This is a genomic window from Vibrio hippocampi, assembly GCF_921292975.1.
GTDB lineage: Bacteria > Pseudomonadota > Gammaproteobacteria > Enterobacterales > Vibrionaceae > Vibrio > Vibrio hippocampi.
Map to the genome: position 1 here is coordinate 312,726 of NZ_CAKLCM010000003.1, position 19,497 is coordinate 332,222.

At 45.6% G+C, this 19,497-nt stretch carries 21 protein-coding genes; 12 read left to right on the plus strand and 9 right to left on the minus strand.

The features are described from left to right. The first annotated feature begins 2 nt into the window (after window positions 1–2). The 7 genes from L9Q39_RS14445 to L9Q39_RS14475 all read left to right on the plus strand — a co-directional run bounded on the left by L9Q39_RS14445 (window position 3) and on the right by L9Q39_RS14475 (window position 5,787). Window positions 3–923 (plus strand): energy transducer TonB, encoded by a 921-nt coding sequence (locus tag L9Q39_RS14445; protein WP_237485808.1) that lies wholly within the window; start codon window positions 3–5, stop codon window positions 921–923. A 77-nt stretch (window positions 924–1,000) separates the two neighbouring features. Further along, window positions 1,001–1,873, plus strand: coding sequence for an IucA/IucC family C-terminal-domain containing protein (locus L9Q39_RS14450; protein ID WP_237485809.1), 873 nt, complete (start codon window positions 1,001–1,003; stop codon window positions 1,871–1,873). Between the two features lie 66 nt (window positions 1,874–1,939). Further along, a complete protein-coding gene (locus L9Q39_RS14455; RefSeq protein WP_237485810.1) occupies window positions 1,940–2,662 on the plus strand; it encodes a hypothetical protein in 723 nt (240 codons plus the stop codon). Between the two features lie 2 nt (window positions 2,663–2,664). After that, the gene (locus L9Q39_RS14460; protein ID WP_237485811.1) at window positions 2,665–2,871 is read left to right on the plus strand and encodes a hypothetical protein; all 207 of its coding nucleotides are present in this window, start codon (window positions 2,665–2,667) and stop codon (window positions 2,869–2,871) included. A gap of 397 nt (window positions 2,872–3,268) precedes the next feature. Then, complete coding sequence (locus L9Q39_RS14465; protein ID WP_237485812.1) at window positions 3,269–4,375, plus strand: methyl-accepting chemotaxis protein; 1,107 nt, start codon at window positions 3,269–3,271, stop codon at window positions 4,373–4,375. Continuing rightward, window positions 4,375–5,235 carry a hypothetical protein gene (locus L9Q39_RS14470; protein ID WP_237485813.1) on the plus strand — a complete coding sequence of 287 codons (861 nt, stop codon included), beginning with the start codon at window positions 4,375–4,377 and terminating at the stop codon, window positions 5,233–5,235. Before L9Q39_RS14465 ends, L9Q39_RS14470 begins: the two co-directional genes overlap by 1 nt. A 63-nt stretch (window positions 5,236–5,298) precedes the next feature. Further along, window positions 5,299–5,787: a GNAT family N-acetyltransferase gene (locus L9Q39_RS14475; RefSeq protein WP_237485814.1), complete on the plus strand. Its 489-nt coding sequence runs from the start codon at window positions 5,299–5,301 to the stop codon at window positions 5,785–5,787. 37 nt (window positions 5,788–5,824) lie between these two features. Here the strand turns inward: L9Q39_RS14475 and L9Q39_RS14480 are convergent, their stop codons facing one another. From L9Q39_RS14480 to L9Q39_RS14510, 7 genes are all read right to left on the minus strand, one after another. Next, a complete protein-coding gene (locus L9Q39_RS14480) occupies window positions 5,825–7,063 on the minus strand; it encodes a cyclic di-GMP phosphodiesterase (protein ID WP_237485815.1) in 1,239 nt (412 codons plus the stop codon). Window positions 7,064–7,380: 317 nt separating this feature from the next. Beyond that, window positions 7,381–8,052, minus strand: a complete 672-nt coding sequence (artM, locus tag L9Q39_RS14485; RefSeq protein WP_237485816.1) for an arginine ABC transporter permease ArtM — start codon at window positions 8,050–8,052, stop codon at window positions 7,381–7,383. Continuing rightward, a complete protein-coding gene (artQ, locus tag L9Q39_RS14490) occupies window positions 8,049–8,741 on the minus strand; it encodes an arginine ABC transporter permease ArtQ (RefSeq protein WP_237485817.1) in 693 nt (230 codons plus the stop codon). The genes artM and artQ overlap by 4 nt, the downstream gene beginning before the upstream one ends. A 1-nt stretch (window position 8,742) precedes the next feature. Then, a complete protein-coding gene (locus tag L9Q39_RS14495; RefSeq protein ID WP_237485818.1) occupies window positions 8,743–9,474 on the minus strand; it encodes an arginine ABC transporter substrate-binding protein in 732 nt (243 codons plus the stop codon). 62 nt (window positions 9,475–9,536) lie between these two features. After that, entirely contained in the window at window positions 9,537–10,265 is a 729-nt protein-coding gene (gene artP, locus L9Q39_RS14500) for an arginine ABC transporter ATP-binding protein ArtP (protein ID WP_290369161.1), read from the minus strand. A gap of 212 nt (window positions 10,266–10,477) precedes the next feature. After that, on the minus strand, window positions 10,478–11,338 hold the full coding sequence (locus L9Q39_RS14505) for an arginase family protein (RefSeq protein WP_237485820.1): 861 nt from the start codon (window positions 11,336–11,338) through the stop codon (window positions 10,478–10,480). A gap of 7 nt (window positions 11,339–11,345) precedes the next feature. Beyond that, a complete protein-coding gene (locus L9Q39_RS14510) occupies window positions 11,346–12,080 on the minus strand; it encodes an IclR family transcriptional regulator (protein WP_237485821.1) in 735 nt (244 codons plus the stop codon). 246 nt (window positions 12,081–12,326) lie between these two features. Between L9Q39_RS14510 and L9Q39_RS14515 the strand changes: the two genes are divergently transcribed. Then, on the plus strand, window positions 12,327–12,494 hold the full coding sequence (locus L9Q39_RS14515) for a hypothetical protein (RefSeq protein ID WP_237485822.1): 168 nt from the start codon (window positions 12,327–12,329) through the stop codon (window positions 12,492–12,494). Between the two features lie 70 nt (window positions 12,495–12,564). Here L9Q39_RS14515 and speB read toward each other — a convergent pair whose 3' ends face one another. Together speB and L9Q39_RS14525 are read right to left on the minus strand one after the other, a co-directional pair. After that, a complete protein-coding gene (speB, locus tag L9Q39_RS14520; protein ID WP_237485823.1) occupies window positions 12,565–13,491 on the minus strand; it encodes an agmatinase in 927 nt (308 codons plus the stop codon). A gap of 259 nt (window positions 13,492–13,750) precedes the next feature. Then, window positions 13,751–13,960 (minus strand): cold-shock protein, encoded by a 210-nt coding sequence (locus L9Q39_RS14525; RefSeq protein ID WP_237485824.1) that lies wholly within the window; start codon window positions 13,958–13,960, stop codon window positions 13,751–13,753. 466 nt (window positions 13,961–14,426) lie between these two features. Here L9Q39_RS14525 and L9Q39_RS14530 point away from each other — a divergent pair, with 466 nt between their 5' ends. The 4 genes from L9Q39_RS14530 (at window position 14,427) to ctaD (ending at window position 19,497) form a co-directional block, all read left to right on the plus strand. Then, window positions 14,427–15,176, plus strand: a complete 750-nt coding sequence (locus tag L9Q39_RS14530) for a TrmH family RNA methyltransferase (protein ID WP_237485825.1) — start codon at window positions 14,427–14,429, stop codon at window positions 15,174–15,176. A 252-nt stretch (window positions 15,177–15,428) separates the two neighbouring features. Then, the gene (locus L9Q39_RS14535) at window positions 15,429–16,046 is read left to right on the plus strand and encodes a fumarylacetoacetate hydrolase family protein (protein ID WP_237485826.1); all 618 of its coding nucleotides are present in this window, start codon (window positions 15,429–15,431) and stop codon (window positions 16,044–16,046) included. 623 nt (window positions 16,047–16,669) lie between these two features. Then, a complete protein-coding gene (gene coxB, locus L9Q39_RS14540; protein ID WP_435532843.1) occupies window positions 16,670–17,854 on the plus strand; it encodes a cytochrome c oxidase subunit II in 1,185 nt (394 codons plus the stop codon). 2 nt (window positions 17,855–17,856) lie between these two features. Continuing rightward, window positions 17,857–19,497, plus strand: a complete 1,641-nt coding sequence (gene ctaD, locus L9Q39_RS14545) for a cytochrome c oxidase subunit I (RefSeq protein WP_237487031.1) — start codon at window positions 17,857–17,859, stop codon at window positions 19,495–19,497.

The window sequence follows — 19,497 nt, forward strand, 5'->3', positions numbered from 1 at the left end:
GAATGAAGTTGAAATGGTTTGGCTTTGAACAGTTTTTACTGCTGTCCTTTGTTGTCCATGCCGCTGGATTTGCCATCTGGTGGCTAGACAATGACGATGACATTATCGTAGCCAAAAAAGTAGAGACCTTAAACATCAGTGTTGGTTTGCAAGCGGCACTGGCAGGTGCTCAAGTGGCGACGCCAACCTTGGTTGCTCAGCCCAAACTTGAACCGGTGGAACAAGAAATTGAGCCTCCGCAAGAGTTCGAAGAGCAGGAAGAACCTTTAGAGCCGGTGGAGCAAGAACACTTGGTGGAAGAGGTGGTTCCCGTTCTCGCGCCAAAACCCGTGGAAACGCCTAAGCCTGAACCAAAACCTAAGCCAAAACCTGAACCGAAACCAACGGTGAAAAAGAAGCCCGTTGAAAAGCAATCGGTCGAGAAAACGCTGAAAAAGGTTGAGCCTAAACCTAAGTCAGAGCAACAACCTAAGTCAGAGCAACAACCTAAGCCAGAACCCAAACCGCTAAAACCTCAGCAAGCAACCCCTAACATGCAAGCGCAGAAGTTGGGTTCACAAGGGGTTAATGGTGCAAAGGCGAATGAGGTGACTCAACAAGATACCGGTGTTGGTAAAGCAACGGGTGGTATCCAGAATGATGAGCAGTTTGACTATTTGATTCATCAACACTTGCTTAAGCATAAAACGGCGCCGAAGATGCTCAAGTCAAAGCGCCAGCGGGGTGTGGTGAAAGTTGAATTCACCATCGATCGAAATGGTAACGTGCTGAGTTACAAGCTGGTAAAGCCGTCACGTATTCGCGACTTTGACCGAGCGGCCATTAAGCTAGGGCGTAAAGCTGCGCCGTTTCCTAAAGCGCCGGACTTTATTACCTGGCAGCAACGTACTTTCACCGTCGATGTTATTTACCAAATTAAATAGCAAGCTAAAACACGAGACAATTGATGACCTCAAGAGAGCAAACCCGGCTTGAGGTCACTTTAACCTGACGAAACATTATGAAAATCCAATCTCTCTCCGCGTTATCGAGTCATACCTTGAAGAGCCATACCTCGAAGGGCAGTCACTCATATCCCAAGGCTGTCGATCATGACAAGCTAACCGCGCTATGGTCGACATCGGTTTCTGGTTTGAATTTACAGCAGGCATTAACCCAACTGATAGCCGATGACCCACGCAACGAACTCACAGTCAAAGCGCAAAATTCAGTGCGACTGACGACTTGGCTCGGTGAGCACTTTGAGGCATTAATGACGGTTCATGCCGACTTTACTGGCTTGGGAAAAGCGGTCTGCGCTTCGTTGTGGCATAAGCAGTTAGTGGAGTTGCTGATGCCTACCTTGGTTGCACTCCGTTTCCAATACCGATTAGTGCCCGCTGATGGTTTACTGGCGATCGGCTTGGATATTGAGCCCAATGGCAGAATTAATACCATCTCAATCCCCGAGGGCACGGTCGATAAAGAGAATGAACTCGCCCTTGATAGCGCATTTAAGACCATCATTGCCCAGTTTGCTGAGAGTTTGCAGCCTCTTTTTGCGGATCAGAGAGTGAACAGCAAGCGTTTTTGGGGCAACCTAAGCAATGCCCTTGCACAGGGTTTTACACGTCTAGCCCCTCGTGATTCTCAGCCGTTTACTCAAGCGGATTGCGACCAGATTAATCTTTGGCTGGCACAGGTACTGCCGCCTGAAGCCTCATTGGTTGAGGTAAAGCTAGCACAAAGTCACTCGCGTAGTATGTTCTACGTTAGGCGTAAGACCTGCTGTTTAAAATACAAACTTGATAAAGTGCGCATGTGTCAGACATGCAACCTGAAACAGCTAAGTGAACAGGAAAAATTCTATACAAATAAATTAGTTAACGCTTAGTTGGGGTTGTAATAATTTGTAACTTCCTTAATATAAATAGTCATAATCAAGGGAATGATTTGTGGTATGAATATATTTAAACAGTTATCTTTGCTGGCTTTATTTTCAGTTGGCTATCCACTATCTGGACACGCTCAGTCGGTCGATGTTGAGCAGTTGAAGATAGATCTTGAATCGGTACAGCTGCCTTTTAAGACCTCTGATGGATCGATAGAGATGCGCGCTGTTGCTGCCGATCACATTGCTTATCCTAGCTATGGCGCTTTTTTTATTCTTCGCGCCCAAGATGCCACTCTAATTACACCAAATGCATTGATTTTAGATCCGCCAGTCTGTCAGTTTGATGTGAGCCATAACAAAGAGGCCATTTATCTCAGCCAATATGGCGGTAGTCTTACGTTAAAGCAGTCACAATACTCGGCATCAGGTGGTGTGACTTATTCTTGGAGATTTAGCAATAAGTCTACCGAGCAAGCGTGTCAGAGTTTAGCTCAGTCTTATCAGCAAACGATGTCTGAGTCGGATGCTGAGCAATTAAATCTGCAATTACTTCAGATATCACAAGATTTAGTCCAAGCGATGCTGTTTGTTAAAGAACACAGCAGCAAAGAACATGAGCAACAACAAAATCGCATGCTATCTAGGTCTCACGTGCAGGTGCTCAAGCTACAAAATCAGTTGTGGAAGCAATTTCCACAGTTGCTGCCAGAGCCGCTGGGAGGAGACTACCAAGTAGGCACAGACCAATCTAAGCCAATGTTTAATCAATGTACCAAGGATGAGGAATAGCCATGAACATTACACTGACTCCAGTAGGGAGCTTTATCTTATTTGCCGTTGTCGTCATCATGCTGTTGGTCAACGCTATGATTGCGGGTTACGCCTACAAAGCACAATGTGCCCCTCAGAGTCGATTTAGTGTGCTAATGATTATGGTCATGACCATGATTATTCCAATCTGGGGTTGGCTCGCTTGTCGTCCCGCTAAAACACAGTAGTCGCACTGATATTGTGCTTATTGTTTATAGATAGCTTTGTTATTTACAGAAAAGCCGAGGCGTGGAATGTTTCCAGTCTCGGCTTTTTTGTTCTAATCCCTTTTCAAATATAGGGTTATGAGTGCACAGCAGCATAAATTGGTCGTCTGGGTTATTTAAGGGCGAGTTTGCTCATTTTTGGTGCAGTCGCAGCTCAGTTTGGTCTTGGGTCTGTTGCAGATACGTCTAGATACTTAGACTTGGTTAAAAAAATAAACTATTTAGTTATGGAATGGATGTTGCTTATACCCTTAAGTTACTTCGCATCACGCGATAACTTCGGTGCCACTTTGAAAATGAAATAAAAAATACCGAACAAAAATGGGTACGTTAATCCAAAACCAAGGAAGGTAAGTATATGGAGACACGTAAAGAGAGCAGCAGTTTGGCCAGTCTACCCAAGTTACTTTGGGTATTGTTTTTCGTCGTCACGGTGTGTGGCGTATTCATCCCTCAACAAATAACCGTCTATCTCTTGGCATCATTGAGTTTATCTACCGTGATGCTGCTGACGATGTTGTGCGCCGAATTGCGCACTCTCGTCAGTCATCTCAAGCGAAATCAAGAACCTGATGTAAAACAGAGTCGATGGACTCTGTCCCTCTATCACGCCATTGATGACTTACTTTTGGTCGAGCGTCGCAAGGTCAATCAGGCAAGATCAATCACTACAGAGATGGCCTATTGTGCACAAGAGTTAGCGGCGAACGCTGCCGATGCTGCCACCGCGAGTCAGCAGCAAGCGGATGCCACTTCATCGTCAGCTTCGGCGGCAACGGAGATCTCGATGAGTATCGAAGAGGTTTCAGAGCGGCTTGAACAAACCCGCCAATCTATGCAGCAAGGTAAATCCCTTTGTGACCAAGGTAGTGAGGCTCTTGAGGAGACTCGTAGCAGCGTGCAGACCGTTGAACAGCAGGTGCTAACGACCAAGCAAAGCATTGAGAAACTCGATAACAAGTTGCAATCCGTCACCGAGATGTCGCAGTTTATTCGTGAAATTGCAGAGCAAACCAACTTGCTTGCTTTGAACGCGGCGATAGAGGCCGCAAGAGCGGGTGAGCATGGTCGTGGATTTAGTGTGGTCGCCGAAGAAGTAGGGCGACTCGCAAAACGCAGTCATGAATCAGCCAATGAGATTACCACTCATATCAATGATGTGACGCAGAGCATGAACGATGTCACCGAGTTGATGGGAGAGGTGTCTGACGGCAATCAGCGGTGTTCACAGCGTGTGACCATTGCTTATGAGTCACTGCAAAACATGGTTGCTTCCATTGAATCTGTGACCGATCAAGTGGCAGGCATTTCTGCTGCATCGGAGCAACAGGCTATCGCCATCAACGAAATATCAGAGAGCATGGAGCAGATCGCGACCACGGCTCACCATAACGCCAATACCGCCACTGACAACGCTCAGGTCGCGGCTCATTTAGACACGCTAACAGCAAAAGAGGTGGCATAATGCAAAACGAACACACACAGATTGTTGCGCTGGTAGTCGTGATGATTACCTTGATGGCATTCGTTGCATGGTTCTCTATGATCATGACTGGCAGTCGTTTGCAAAAGAAAAGTCGTCGTTTACAAGGTTTAGTCTGGCTAGAGACGTTACGCAATTTACTCAGTTTGATTCAACAACATCGAGGCATCACCAACGGTATTTTATGTGGCGATGACAAGTTAAAAACCCGCTTGCCTCGGTTGAAAAATGACATCCACGATACTTTAAGTCAGTTACGTGCTATTGATGATGCGGTTCAGGAGAAATCTAGCTGGCGTCAAGTCGATCAAGGCTGGACGGAGTTAGACCGTGCTTTTAGTGGCATGACGCCCAAAGATAACTTAAGCAAACATAACTTAAGCAAACACAATGCCTTAATTCTCTCTTTGTTGTTTGTCATTGATGATTGTGCCCAACATTATCGTTTGGGAGAGATGAAAGACGAAAATGCTCAGTCGATCAAAATTTTGTGGCAAGAGTGGTTGGTTGCCACCGAACACATCGGTCAGGCGCGTGCTATCGGTACAGGGGTTGCGGCTCAGAAGTTATGTAGTAGTGTTGACCGAATCCGACTTAAGTACTTACATCAATCTATCAAAGCCTTTGTACAACAGAGTCGAGGTCAGAATTACCGCGAGATCACTCAACTGCTGAACATCATAGAACAGCGCATTGTGGTGGATAAACCCGATATTAAGGCGAGTGACTATTTCGATACCGCAACCAAGGCATTAGATGAGGTTTTTCAGCTATTTGATGGTAAAGTCAGTCAATTGAAACAACAAGTCGACGCGAATGGTGCGATTCGAAGTATCAGTTAATATGCAAACGATTCGTTAATATTCGAACCATCAGGCAACCCGTCGTGACGCTAAGGATAATGAATGAGTATGGTAACAATTCGCTCTGTTGTAGATAGTGATACTCCGGCATTACTCGCAATACAACTTACTCCGTCGCAGGTACAATTTGCGGCGTCACCACAAGCGTTTTTAAACAATCGGGATAGTGATGGTGTGGATCGCTATGTGATTGAGAGTGACGGGCAGTTAGTCGGTTTTTTTAAGGTAGAGCCTGACTTTTTTCAGCAATACGATTTTTGTTCCCATGGAGCGATCGGTTTGCGTTCGTTCGCTATCGACAACCGCTTTCAAGGTCAAGGCTTGGGAACCGCGTCGGTAAAGCGAATGGTGTCGCAATTAGGGGATGATTACCCTGATGCTAAAGAAATATACCTCACAGTAAACTGCCGCAATCCAGCTGCACGGATGTGTTATTTAAACGCGGGCTTTATTGATACTGAACAGCTCTATCTCGGTGGACCGGCAGGACCGCAGCATATTATGTCTGCGGATCTTAAATCGGTGTTATAGCGATCACCTTAGGTGGGTTGGCTATCTTCGCCATTCGTTAATCTTTATAGTATTCGCTGACTGATATGGGCAAGTCTGCACAGGCGACACTTCTCACAATGCGTTGGTCACAGAGGCTTAAATCGACCATTTTTACTGGGATAGTTGTCGCCAATTTGCTTGAAAAAAAGCACTTAATCATGGGCTTAGTCGCGATTGCTGTCGAATTCCAGACAATACCGACTTCCCCATTGGTCAGTTCCACCATTGAGCCCAACGGATAAACCCCCACACAGTTAATAAACTTATACACCAAACTGCGATCTAGGGTGCCATCCGCGGCCATATTGGTGAGTATTTTAAAGGCTTCAATGCTGTCCATACCACGCTTGTAGACGCGCTCCGCCGTCAGAGCATCATAGACATCAACAATGCTTGCCATGCGCACGTACAGAGGAATATGTTCACCTTTGACCCCAAGTGGATAGCCGGTACCATCGATCTTTTCGTGGTGCAGTAAGCAGATCTCCTTGCTGATGCGACTGATGTTTGACAGGTTATTGGCTCGACGGAAGCCTAGTTGAGGGTGTTGCTTAATGTGTTCAAATTCTTTTGGCGACAATTTTGAGGGCTTGTTGAGTACCTCTTGGTCTAGATCTATTTTGCCAAGATCATGAATTAAACCGCCGATAGCAAGTTGCGAAAGGGTGTGTTGATCCAATTTTAAGAAATGACCAAATCGGACTAACAAAAACGCCGTGCTGATGGAGTGTTCCAGCAAGTAGGTGTTTGCCTCTCGCATCGTCATGGTAATACGAAGCATGCTCTCATCTGCTGACACCGCTGCAACGATGGAGTCAGACCAATCATTGAGTTCCTCCGCCATTTTTTCCAGATTGGCAATGTCTTTATCAATTAACTTGGAGACGATATTTCGTGTTTCGAGTACCAATACCGCAGGGTGGTTCATGCCTTTATGAGGTGATGCGTCGCTATTACCCGTTTGCTCTTCTGGGGATTGTGGCGCTGAAGGCGTGCGGGTGACTGACGCGTTTTGCTTTTTGGCTGGCGACCTCTTTTCTAGTGCTGGCTTGGGAAAAATACACTCTTTGGCAGAGAGTGACTTATCTACCCAAACAAAGCGAATACCGCGCTTTTCTAGCTCAGCAATGTCCTTGTATGATGAAATCCTTCCTTGCACTTTGAGTTGACTCTCTTTCGATGCTTCCAACGAGGAAACAAACATCCCAGGCATAAGGTAAGAAAGCTCTAATTTTTGTGTTTTTGGTGCAGGCATTTTTATAACGTACTCTAGTTTTACTACGGTTTATTTTAGATGACACAAGTAAAGACAAATGTCTTGGTTGTCACAAACTGTATGTGTGACTGTAAAAAACCTAAAAAAAGGCATATTGATAGTGAATTATTCAATATCAATATGCCGTGATTGGCGTTCCTGAGAACTAAAAAAACTAAAGGCTATGGTTCAAAATACAGGAATTCAACGTATTGTAGGGAGTGCGAGTTGAAGAGTAAACCCTTCTTTATATTCAATAAGTTAAATGGTATTGGTGCCGCAACTCACCAACAGGATTGGGTTGCGGTACCTCAATATTAATGACTGTTCTCAAACGCCAGCACTTTGCGCTCAACACGACGGAAAATCAGCGTGAGCAAGCCGTTTACCGCAAGATAAAACAGCCCAGCAGTACCGAAAACCGCTAATGTGTCATAGGTTTGTGCGTTGATCCGCTGAGCGTAACCCATGATGTCCATAATGGTGATCGTACTGGCTAAAGACGTGCCTTTAAACACCAAGATCACTTCGTTCGAATACGCTGGGATTGCACGGCGAATGGCAAACGGCAGCAATACCGCTAACGTCTGTTTGCGATTCATCCCTAACGCTCGGCATGCCTGCCATTGACCGGATGGGATAGCGTTATAGGCACCCTTAAACAATTGAGTACTGTATGCCGCCGTATTAAGAGCCAGCGCGAGCATGGCACAGAACCACGGTTCTTTAAACCATGTCCATAGGAAACTCTGCCTTATCCAGTCAAATTGTCCCGGTCCGTAGTAAACGAGGAAAATTTGGATAAGAAGTGGCGTTCCGGTGAAAAGGGTAATCAGGCCTCGTGTCAACCAATGGGCAATCGGCGTGCGTAATATCAGCGATAGGGTCATCAGCAGTGCGAGAACGCAACCGACAAATAGTGAGACAAAGGTGAGCTGCAAACTGGTTACCAAGCCGTCAAACAGTTGCCAAATATGTTGTTGGTTCATGCGGTTGCTCCTGTGTGACTGCTGGATTGCTCTTGAATCGAGAAGCGTTTATCAATGATCTTCACTACTTTTTGAGTCACTAAGGTAATCAGCAAATACACCACAGCAGCCGTTGCGTACCAAGTGAAAGCCTCATGGGTCGCTGCAGAAGTGAGCTGAGCTTGTTTCATTAAATCGGTGACACCGATAAGCGAAACCAGTGCGGTATCCTTGAGGAGCACCAGCCATTGGTTAGTTAATCCCGGCAAGGCGTGTTTTACCGCTTGAGGTAACACAATACGCAAGAAAGTGCGAGGGCGACTGATACCCAGTGCGCTTGCGGCTTCTCGCTGACCTTTAGGCACGGCTTTTAGAGCACCACGGATAGTTTGCGAGGCATACGATGCAAAAATGAGTGATAGCGCGATTACACCGGATAAAAATGGGCTGACCTCAATAAAGTCGCCAGTGATCAAGAATAGGACTTGAGTCGAGCCAAAAAAGATAAACAGAACCACCAACAGTTCAGGCAAGCCACGTATCACAGTCACAATGGCACTAGTGGGCCAACTAATGACGCGTTTACGTGACATTTCACCAGCAGCGAACAGTACCGCTAGCAATAAACCGACCAAAAGGCTGACAAAGGCAAGCTGGAGTGTGACCCAGCTTGCTTGCAACAAAGAGGCGGAATAACCCGTCAAACCCATATTAGTTACCGAAGTACTTGTTGAAGATAGCTTGGTATTCGCCGTTAGCTTTGACTGCCGCAAGCGCTTGGTTTAGCTGGTCAACGAGTTCTTGATTACCTTTGTTAACGGCGATACCAAAACCGTTACCAAAATAGGCTGGGTTAGTAATTTGCTCGCCCACGTAGGTCAGCTTATCGTTTTTGTTAAACCACTCAGCGACGACCGCAGTGTCACCAAATACCGAGTCGATACGACCGTTTTGCATATCAATAAAGGCATCTTGATAGCTCGCGTAAGGAACGGTAGTCACGCCCGGCATCTGTTCGATCAGGTAGCTTTGGTGTGTTGAACCATTTTGGACACCGATCTTCTTGCCTTCAAGTGCCGCTTTATCCGCCACTTGACCCTCAATGGCGACGAAGGCAGCTGAGTTGTCATAGTACGCATCGGTAAAGCTCACTTGTTGTTGACGCGCTTCGGTAATATCCATTGCAGAGATTGCAGCATCATAGCGTTTGAATTTCAGTGCTGGGATCAGGCTGTCAAATGCTTGGTTATGGAAACTGCATTTTGCCTCTATCTGCTGACAGAGTGCATTAGCCAGATCGACATCAAAGCCTTGGATCTGGTTATTCTCATCCATGTATTCAAAAGGGGCATAGGTCGCTTCCATGGCAAATTTGATTGTTTGCTGTGCCATTGCACCAGTGGATGCGAAACCGATAAGTGAAGCGAGTAGAATTTTTTTCATGACGATTCTCCAGTTGTGCTTTGTATAAGAGGCAAAGCAGGCTCGTTTGATTTTAGTTAGTTTTAGTGAGTGAGATAGTCGGCGAAAGCCTGTGTCTCAGGGTTGTCGAACGCTTGTTTTGTACCGTGTTCAACAATATGACCACGTTCTAAATAGAGGACGTGACTGGCAATTTTTTTTGCGAAATCGACTTCATGGGTTACCACGACTTGAGTGATACCCGTTTGGCTAAGGTCTTTAATGATGTTGACGACCTGAGAAGTGATCTCGGGATCCAGCGCCGCCGTCGGTTCATCGAACAATAAGATCTCAGGTTTCATCATTAAGGCGCGAGCGATAGCGACCCGTTGTTGTTGACCTCCTGAGAGTTGCAGCGGCCAAGCGTTGGCTTTGTCGGCAAGTTGCAGTTTGCCCAGTAGCGCCATCGCTTCGGATTCAGCTTGCGCTTTTGATAGACCCGCCACCTTGGTTGGGGCTTCAATCAAGTTTTCCATCACGGTTAAATGTGGCCAGAGGTTATATTGTTGAAAAACCATGCCGACCTTGCGACGCAAATTCAATCCTTGTTTCTCCGCGATAGGCTTAGAGAAATCAAAAGCTTCATTAGCAAGGGAGAGTGAGCCTTGAGAAGCGGTTTCAAGCAGGTTAAGAACACGCAGTAACGAGCTTTTTCCTGCTCCACTTGGACCAAGCAAAACTAAGGTTTCACCTTTCTCACAGACAAAGCTGACATCGTGCAACACTTGGGTGTCACCATAGAACTTGTTGATTTGATTAACTCGAATACTCATGCTGATAAACCGCATATAAACTCAATTTTCGCTTATACTACTTTACTTGCGATTTTATGCAATAAAAATGTATAAAAATATCAATTGATGGAGTTTTGTGTCGTAACTTGCTCTAAAAGTAGACAATTAGTTAAATGCTGTTGATGAGGGAGACGGGGGATTGTATCGCCATCGTGTTGAATTGATGGCGATAGATGAGCTGAGTATTTGAATTAACTGACGGCTTGAAGCGAGGCGGAATGGCGATGGTGAATTGTTGTCTCTTGCACTAAACGTTGTGTGGTGCGAGAGTAGATATCTTGTTCATTGCTGCCGACGAGTTGAATCGTCAATACTTTTTGTGAAGCAAGGCACTGACGCAATAACTTAAAGACCAAACTCGCATCGATTTTTTGTTTCAGCACCCTGTCGTTGACGTTAGCAATAGAGGCAAGGTCGATAGTGACCACCAACTTGTCGCAGTGTGAGATAAAGCGACTCAATTGATCTTTGATCATCGCTTTATTGCGGTGAGTGACTTCCTCTAAGGTGAGCCAATCGCATCCCATGTCTTCTGCGTACTCAAAATTTGCAAAGCTATTGCTCGCCACATCAACACCAATATGAAAGGCGCGACACTGTTGATGACGAGTCAGTGCAAAATGAATCATAGAGTTGGCACTGACATCGACACACGGATCCATTAACAAATTGAGGTTGATGTTCACAATGCCAACGTCTGAGTATTGCTGGCTAAAGTATGGCAAAGCTCTCAATATGACTTCGTGTTGATTACACAATAGCAGGGGAAGTCGATGTTGCTCGATTTGTTTGATTAGCCCTGATAACAGCTTCTGCTCTCGAAGCTTTGAGGGAATATCGTTATCTAAACAAAAGTGACCAGTGTGTTGAATCCGAGCGGCGATGCCTTGTTCTAATAACCACTCAGACGCCGTTTCTAACAGAGCATCGCTATCTTCAAACAGGTCTCGACTGACAGGCTTCAACCATTCATTCACTGTGGTAAGCGTGAGCGGGGAAGACTGAGGCGCATAATTAGTTGGACGCCATAACTGTTTGAAGATATTCAACATAACCTTGTTACCTCTCCGGAGGCAGCGCTCTTGCTGCCTGTAAAACATGCAGGATAAACCGATCCTTGTGTGCCTTAACTCGATGAGCTGGCGCCATGATGGAAACTGCACCAATTAGCTTTGTACCTTTCAATACTGGAGCGCTAATGCCGGTAACACCTGAGTCAATCTCTGAGGTACTCACTGCAAATCCTTGCTTACGGATCTGCTCAAGTTCGAGATTCCACTGTTCGAGTTGTGAAGCATGACCAAAGTATCTCAGTATTTTGTTGCGGCGGTTTTCAGGTAAAAATGCCAGCATCACTTTAGAAGATGCGCCCGCTAGTAAGGGCTGACTTTGACCGATAACATAGCTGCACCGTAATGCCTGCTGGCTCTCTTTTAAGCTGACACATAGTGCGCGATAACCAACAGGTACAAGATAAGCGGCCATTTCACTCGTTTGTTTTTGCAGCCTAGATAGAATGCAGTCGATCGCTTCGAGGTTATGCTGGCTACTTTGGTAACTATGCATCAACATTAAAGCCGCCGGACCGACAATTAGGGTTTTGTCGTTTGGGCTCTCTTCAATCAGGTTCCACTCTTTCAACAGTTTGAGATGACGGTACAAACTGCTTAGAGGAACCCCAAGCTGCTCACTAAGCACTTTCGCGGTAACTGGCACTTCCGATACAGCGACCTGCATGAGTAGTTGCAGAGGTTTCTCATTCACTTGTGTTACGGGTGATGGTGCGTTTTCCATAGAGTGTTATCTACTTTATTTCCCCTTTACGCAATGGCATTTCTCAATGGGTAAGAAACCAAACGATTGTTATTAGGGGTATTCTTATTCAGTAATAAAAATGCGAACGTTTCCAGTCTTTCACGGTTTGCTATCGAGAAACGTGATTGTTCGGAAACGTTATTTGCGTTGTATTTGTCTGATATCAAATATTGTTAGCGGTGTGCCGAGTAACCTGATCTCCGCGTAATAACAAGGAGTGTCTATATGCAAATGGTGTGCGGTACCTGTCGGCAGTTTATTCGTAACAAGCAGAGTCAATCAGACCTTTGTAGTGCGTGGGATAACCCAACAACAATGAAACGTCAGGCGTGCCAATTTTGGATGCCTAAATCGTCATTTTCGCTGGTTAAAAATGAGGAAAAACAGTCATAGTGGCGATTTTCAGCCGTTATTGTTTGGCTGCTATTTCCACGCACTGTCTTCCCTCTCCATGCACTTCGGTTTATTTGTCTTTAGGTTTCGATGCCCAAAGGTATAGCAATTCTAAGCCGATGGTTGCACCTGCTAGCGCCGTCATGTCACTACTGTCATAGGGCGGAGCGACTTCAACAACATCCATACCGACTAAGTTAATCCCAGCTAAACCACGGATGATTTTTAGGATTTTGTCTGAGGTTAAGCCACCACAGACTGGCGTTCCGGTACCCGGTGCAAAAGCGGGATCGAGACAATCAATATCAAACGTAATATAAACTGGACGATCGCCAATCGTTTGGCGGATCTGTTCGACGATCTGCTCTGCGCTCATGTCGTTGGCTTGCATTGCATCAATGACATTGAAGCTGTGATTATTCACTTCATATTCGGTACGAATACCGATCTGTACCGAATGCTTCGCACTGATTAACCCCTCTTTGGGTGCATGATAGAACATGGTGCCATGGTCATAACTGCTGCCATTGGCGTAGGTATCAGTATGTGCATCGAAATGAATCAGAGCCATTTCGCCATAATGCTTAGCATAAGCACGAAGTAGTGGCAGAGTGATAAAGTGATCGCCACCCAATGCAAGAATGGTTTTACCATCACGCAATATTTCACACGCAGCGGCTTCTAAACGATAGGTAAAATCTTCAGTATCACCGCAATCAAAGACGAGGTCGCCAGCGTCTAACACTTTTGTTTGTTCAAACAAGTTAAACTGCCATGGGAATTTCTTCTCTTCCCAGCTTAGATTGACAGAGGCTCGGCGAATCGCATCAGGACCCAGTCGTGCGCCCGGACGCCCTGACGTTGCCATATCGAGAGGTACACCGAGTACCACGACGTCAGCATCCGAGCCGATAGGATCTCTTTGGTAAGGACGACGCATAAAGGTCATCGCATTTGAGTAAAGAGAATGGTCCTGTTTACTAAATAAATCGAACATGTGAATTTCCGCAAAATAATTGGCTAAACCAAGCTTCGCGCGTCAGTGACGATAGGCGATGCCCAGTAAGTAAATTGCAGGCATTAACGGACAAATAGCAGGCGATGTCTAACAAAAAACGGTTGTCGTTTCGATAAAGAAAAGGTGATTAAGGAACTAGGTTGTCGGGGTTAGTTTGTTAGGGAGAAAGGTTGTAGGGGGCAGAAACCAAAAAAGACCTCAATTGAGGTCTTTTATCTATCAAGAGTAGCAGAAGTAATTACTGAGGAATTACGTTAACTGCTTGAGGGCCTTTTTGACCAGACTCAACACCAAAAGAAACCGCTTGGCCTTCTTTTAGAGTTTTGAAACCTTCACCAGAGATTGCACGGAAGTGAACGAATACGTCTGGACCGTTCTCTTGTGCGATGAAGCCGTAGCCTTTCTCTTCGTTAAACCATTTTACAGTGCCAGTATTTGTGTTAGACATTTTGTGTCCCTTACGTTTTAGATTAAAGTTGCCTTTCGGCGGTCTCGCTTTGTGGTTCTGTTTATTTAATCAAGGTGTAAACGGATAAAACGAATGGCAAATACTCGCGGTGGAACTATCTGACAATACAACTCGTACTCTTTTACTCTTAACTATATAACTCTGAACACCAGAGCGAGGTAAGTGTAACACAGCATAATACGGAATAAATTAAATTCTTGTGAACATATCAAAAAAAACCTTTTTTTTGATTTAATGCATCATTTTTTTTACAAATGCGACGCAATTACCAACAAATATTGCCATCTTAAGCCAAATTTCGGCATATCAAGGTGATACTTGCATTAGAACATGATGCTGCTAAGCCAGTGTTTTGCACTTTTGTAGCCTAGAATCTTAAAGCGACTTGAGTATAATGTTCGCGCTTATCACTTCAACTAGCCATCCATAAGGTTACCAAACAGCCATGAACGCCAAATCACCGATCTCAAGAAACCAATTAAAGCTCATTCGTGCCCTTGGGCAAAAAAAACAGCGAAAGCAACAGGGTTTGTTTCTTGTTGAAGGTGAGAAAAATGTTCTTGAGTTGCTGAACTCAACGCTTGAAATCACCCAACTTTTTGCCACCATTGAATTTTTATCGGAACATGAGGCGAAACTGCATGGTTATGACTGCTTTGAAGCCAGTTTAGATGATTTGAGTAAAGCCAGTTCGCTTGTGAGTAATAACGCGGCTGTCGCGATGGTAAAAATGCCGAGCATAGAAGCGCCAACCGCCGAGGGCTTTATGATTGCTCTCGATGGGGTTTCTGATCCCGGTAACTTAGGCACGATTATTCGTCTTGCTGATTGGTATGGCATTAAACACATTGTGGCGAGTATGGATTGCGCTGATCCCTACAATCCAAAGACGATTCGAGCCACGATGGGCAGTTTTGCTCGGGTGAATGTCAGTTTGGTCGACTTGCCTGCGTATCTGCAACAAGCCGATATTCCCGTATATGGTGCATTTCTGGAAGGAGAGAATATCCATCGCTGTGAGTTTAAACAGCAAGGTATTCTATTAATGGGCAGCGAGTCTCACGGTGTACGTCCTCAAGCTGAAGCGTATGTGACAGACAAAATCACCATTCCGGCTTTTGGTGGTGCAGAGTCTTTAAATGTGGCGATGGCAACCGGTATTATTTTAGATAACTATCGACGTCAATACTCATAAGCTTGGTGAGCGTTATTTAATAGATAGCGATTTTTACTCGCTATCTATTTATGCACCCTCTATTTACCAACCCTCAATTTACCAACGATCGATTTACCTTCAATTTTGTTTTAGCTCGCTTATTGAAGTCTGGTGCGACCTTTTATCCAAATGAGAAAATAGTCTCAAAAATCAATAAAAATTCTATTGTTGTCATAGAGTTGAGGTAGACTCACTGACCGTTATTTCAGCCAAATTATCAAGGAACGATCAATGAAAGCGGTAATGGTCGAGCAAACAGCTTACTATCCAAGTAAAATCCTCTGTGTCGGACGCAATTATGTTGAGCACATTCATGAGTTGGGTAATGAAATGCCCGAGGAGATGGTGGTGTTTAATAAACCCAACTCAAGTATTGCTCATGATCTACTGTCTTTTGCTCAAGAGCCTTTGCACTACGAAGCTGAGATCTGTTTTCTCGTCACCAATAGGCAACTAAGTGCGATAGGGTTTGGTATTGACCTAACCAAACGTTCGTTGCAAGCCAAGTTGAAAACCAAAGGGTTGCCTTGGGAGCGAGCGAAAGCGTTTGATCAATCCGCCAAATTTAGCCGCTTTGTTCCTGTTCAGACCGATATGGATCTGAGCTCTTTGGAAGTGGAATTGTTTATTAATAGTGTCCGAGTTCAGTTAGGTAATGCTAAGCAGATGCTGTATAAGCCAGAAACGGTACTTCAGGAACTGCAGCAATACACCCAGTTGGAAGATGGCGATGTGATTATGACGGGAACCCCCCAAGGTGTTGGTATCATTGAGAAAGACGATCGTTTCCTTGGTCGTATTCGCTGCGACGGTAAGGTGATCATCGAGGTGGAGTGGGTCGCTGTTTAAGCTACTGCCCCATGTTTTGTTGTCATCCATATTCTGAATCAACGTCCATATCCCCACACAATGCTGTCAAAGCTACCACTAAGTTCAGAAACCATCATAAAAACGATCAGCGATAGGAACGCTTATACCTGACTTTGGTGGATTCCAGAGTCAGGTATGAGCAGTTCTTTTTTTTAATTATAATCAGACAGTTAATACTCATATCCCAACATTCCGCACGATTTTACCTGCCGATCACAAAAGCGTGACACACTTTCTACTTGCAGAACCAAGTAACAGAAACTAGCATTTAGTTAACAAAAATATAACAAGTTGTTAATTTTGTATTTTCTTGTGCAGGGCTCAATAAGTAACAGGTTTTGGTTAAAGCAACCCTGTACTTGTGGGGCTGAGCATTGAATTGGTGCTCATGAAGAGCAGAAAATTTGCCGTACCAATGAGGTTGAACATCTGCTGTAACAATCTGTGATGAAATTAAGCAGTAGACAACAGAAGCGGTTCATTTGGTGGCGTAGATTTCATATTTACTTGCACTCAGCCAAGCCGTTGACGCTTAGGTGTAGTGACAGGTTTAAGGGGAGGTGGCACCTTTTGGGGTGACCGCTTGGCAAAGGAGAGATCTTTTGAACACATCGCTAGCCACACCAAGAGTTGGCGTCGCTGCCACTACGCTTGTCAGTTTTTCAACCTTCTCACAGTCAAGTGATTACAACTTGACGCGTGGTGTAACAGCCATCAGCCAAGAAGTTTATGATCTGCACATGCTCATTTTCTACATCTGCTGTGCTATCGCCCTGATTGTTTTCGGCATTATGTTTTATTCCATCTTCCGTCATAGAAAATCCAAAGGTGCAGTTGCCGCTAATTTCCACGAAAGTACCAAGGTTGAAGTTATCTGGACGGTGATCCCCATTATTATTTTGGTGGCGATGGCGATACCAGCAACCAAGACCTTAGTCGCGATGGAAGATACCTCAAAATCGGATCTCACCATCAAAATTACCGGCTCTCAGTGGAAGTGGCACTACGCCTACTTCGGTGAGGAGGTGGAGTTCTTTTCGCTGTTGGCCACCTCTCAGAAGCAAATCGACGGTTTAGAGCAAAAAGGGGCCCATTATCTGCTGGAAGTGGATAACCCGCTTGTTGTCCCGATAGACAAAAAAATTCGCTTTCTGATGACTTCCGATGACGTCATTCACTCATGGTGGGTGCCCGATTTTGCGGTTAAAAAAGACACCATTCCGGGTTTTATCAACGAAGCGTGGACCAAGATCGATGAGCCGGGTGTGTATCGCGGTCAATGTGCTGAGCTTTGTGGCAAAGCACACGGTTTTATGCCGATAGTGGTTCACGCCATGGAGCAGGATGATTATCAACAATGGCTGACAGGTAAAAAACAAGAAATTGCCCAAGCAAAGGCTCAGGCAGCCAAAGCACTGGATGTCACGCTTTCTATTGATGATTTGATGCCTGTGGGTGAACAAATTTATGCCGCTCGCTGCGCGGTGTGTCATCAGGCAAATGGTCAAGGTATTCCCGGCGCTTTTCCGGCGATTGCTGGAAGTGCAGTTGCCACAACCGGGGATATTAATGCCCATATTAGTAAGATTGTTGATGGGGTGAGCGGCACCGCGATGCAGTCCTTTGCCAATCAATTAACGGACAAAGAGATTGCGGCGGTGGTGACGTACCAAAGAAATGCTTGGGGTAATGACACCGGAGATGTCGTACAAGCGTCAGACATCAATGCCTATAAAACCGATACCCATAAAACGCAAAGCGATAAACACTCAACGGCTGGAGAGTGATGATGAAGACACCACCGATTAAAAAAGTAAAAGCCACAGTTGCAACTGATGGTGAGTTAGGGCGAGCAAACAGCGCCACCGTGGTTGATGAACATCATGACCCTGCGCCTTCAGGTTGGGCGCGTTGGGTGTATTCGACCAGCCATAAAGATATTGGGACGCTTTATCTGTGGTTTAGTTTGATTATGTTCTTTACCGGTGGCGCAATGGCGATGGTGATTCGAGCCGAATTATTCCAGCCCGGTTTGCAACTGGTGGAACCTAACTTCTTTAATCAGATGACCACGGTGCATGGATTAATCATGGTATTCGGGGCAGTGATGCCAGCCTTTACCGGGCTTGCCAACTGGATGATTCCTATGATGATCGGCGCGCCAGATATGGCTCTGCCTCGAATGAATAATCTGAGTTTTTGGATCTTACCTTTCGCATTTTTGATTCTTATTGCCTCTCTGTTTATGCCCGGTGGTGGCCCCAACTTTGGCTGGACGTTTTACGCGCCGCTTTCCACCACTTATGGTCCAGACAGTACTGCGCTGTTTGTGTTCTCCGTTCATATCATGGGGATCAGTTCCATTATGGGGGCGATCAATGTCATCGTGACCATTATTAATATGCGTGCGCCGGGCATGACTTGGATGAAGATGCCTCTGTTCGTCTGGACTTGGCTTATCACCGCATTTCTATTGATCGCGGTGATGCCCGTGTTAGCGGGCGCGGTAACCATGGTGTTGACCGACAAGTACTTCGGCACCAGTTTCTTCGATGCCGCTGGTGGCGGTGATCCGGTTATGTTCCAGCATATCTTCTGGTTCTTTGGTCATCCAGAGGTGTACATCATGATATTGCCGTCATTTGGCATTATCTCGGCGATTGTTCCCGCATTCAGTGGCAAGAAGTTATTTGGTTATCACTCCATGGTTTATGCGACATGCAGCATCGCATTACTGTCGTTTTTAGTGTGGGCTCACCATATGTTTACCACGGGTATGCCAGTTTTTGCCGAGCTGTTTTTTATGTATTGCACCATGCTGATTGCGGTGCCGACGGGCGTTAAGGTGTTTAACTGGGTAGCGACCATGTGGCGAGGGGCGCTGACGTTTGAAACCCCCATGCTGTTTGCTATTGCCTTTATTGTGCTGTTTACCATCGGTGGCTTTTCTGGACTGATGCTGGCGATTGTACCTGCGGATTTCCAATACCATGACACCTACTTTGTGGTGGCGCATTTCCATTACGTGCTGGTGTCCGGGGCGGTGTTCTCTATAATGGCGGCAGCCTACTATTGGTTGCCAAAGTGGACCGGAAATATGTATGACCACAGGCTGAGTTTGTGGCATTTCTGGTGTTCGGTAATCTCTGTCAACGTGCTGTTTTTCCCGATGCACTTTCTTGGTTTAGCCGGTATGCCGCGACGGATCCCCGATTACGCTATTCAATTTGCCGATGTGAATCAGATAGTGTCGATTGGTGGCTTTGCGTTTGGTTTATCGCAACTGCTGTTCTTGTGGGTGGTCATTAAGTGCATAAGAGGCGGAGAGCCAGCCCCCGCCAAGCCTTGGGAGCGAGCAGAGGGACTCGAGTGGACAGTACCAAGTCCCGCGCCACATCACACCTTTACCACGCCACCAAAAGTGGATTAG

Excerpts from the sequence above, each read along its gene's own strand:
- speB (WP_237485823.1), bottom strand. The coding sequence starts at position 13,491 with ATGTTCGATTTATTTAGTAAACAGGACCATTCTCTTTACTCAAATGCG.
- L9Q39_RS14535 (WP_237485826.1), top strand. The coding sequence starts at position 15,429 with ATGAAAGCGGTAATGGTCGAGCAAACAGCTTACTATCCAAGTAAAATC.
- L9Q39_RS14475 (WP_237485814.1), top strand. The coding sequence starts at position 5,299 with ATGAGTATGGTAACAATTCGCTCTGTTGTAGATAGTGATACTCCGGCA.
- L9Q39_RS14530 (WP_237485825.1), top strand. The coding sequence starts at position 14,427 with ATGAACGCCAAATCACCGATCTCAAGAAACCAATTAAAGCTCATTCGT.
- L9Q39_RS14515 (WP_237485822.1), top strand. The coding sequence starts at position 12,327 with ATGCAAATGGTGTGCGGTACCTGTCGGCAGTTTATTCGTAACAAGCAG.
- L9Q39_RS14470 (WP_237485813.1), top strand. The coding sequence starts at position 4,375 with ATGCAAAACGAACACACACAGATTGTTGCGCTGGTAGTCGTGATGATT.
- L9Q39_RS14455 (WP_237485810.1), top strand. The coding sequence starts at position 1,940 with ATGAATATATTTAAACAGTTATCTTTGCTGGCTTTATTTTCAGTTGGC.
- artQ (WP_237485817.1), bottom strand. The coding sequence starts at position 8,741 with ATGGGTTTGACGGGTTATTCCGCCTCTTTGTTGCAAGCAAGCTGGGTC.
- artM (WP_237485816.1), bottom strand. The coding sequence starts at position 8,052 with ATGAACCAACAACATATTTGGCAACTGTTTGACGGCTTGGTAACCAGT.
- L9Q39_RS14510 (WP_237485821.1), bottom strand. The coding sequence starts at position 12,080 with ATGGAAAACGCACCATCACCCGTAACACAAGTGAATGAGAAACCTCTG.
- L9Q39_RS14480 (WP_237485815.1), bottom strand. The coding sequence starts at position 7,063 with ATGCCTGCACCAAAAACACAAAAATTAGAGCTTTCTTACCTTATGCCT.
- L9Q39_RS14495 (WP_237485818.1), bottom strand. The coding sequence starts at position 9,474 with ATGAAAAAAATTCTACTCGCTTCACTTATCGGTTTCGCATCCACTGGT.
- L9Q39_RS14525 (WP_237485824.1), bottom strand. The coding sequence starts at position 13,960 with ATGTCTAACACAAATACTGGCACTGTAAAATGGTTTAACGAAGAGAAA.
- L9Q39_RS14445 (WP_237485808.1), top strand. The coding sequence starts at position 3 with ATGAAGTTGAAATGGTTTGGCTTTGAACAGTTTTTACTGCTGTCCTTT.
- L9Q39_RS14460 (WP_237485811.1), top strand. The coding sequence starts at position 2,665 with ATGAACATTACACTGACTCCAGTAGGGAGCTTTATCTTATTTGCCGTT.
- L9Q39_RS14465 (WP_237485812.1), top strand. The coding sequence starts at position 3,269 with ATGGAGACACGTAAAGAGAGCAGCAGTTTGGCCAGTCTACCCAAGTTA.
- ctaD (WP_237487031.1), top strand. The coding sequence starts at position 17,857 with ATGAAGACACCACCGATTAAAAAAGTAAAAGCCACAGTTGCAACTGAT.
- L9Q39_RS14505 (WP_237485820.1), bottom strand. The coding sequence starts at position 11,338 with ATGTTGAATATCTTCAAACAGTTATGGCGTCCAACTAATTATGCGCCT.
- artP (WP_290369161.1), bottom strand. The coding sequence starts at position 10,265 with ATGAGTATTCGAGTTAATCAAATCAACAAGTTCTATGGTGACACCCAA.
- L9Q39_RS14450 (WP_237485809.1), top strand. The coding sequence starts at position 1,001 with ATGAAAATCCAATCTCTCTCCGCGTTATCGAGTCATACCTTGAAGAGC.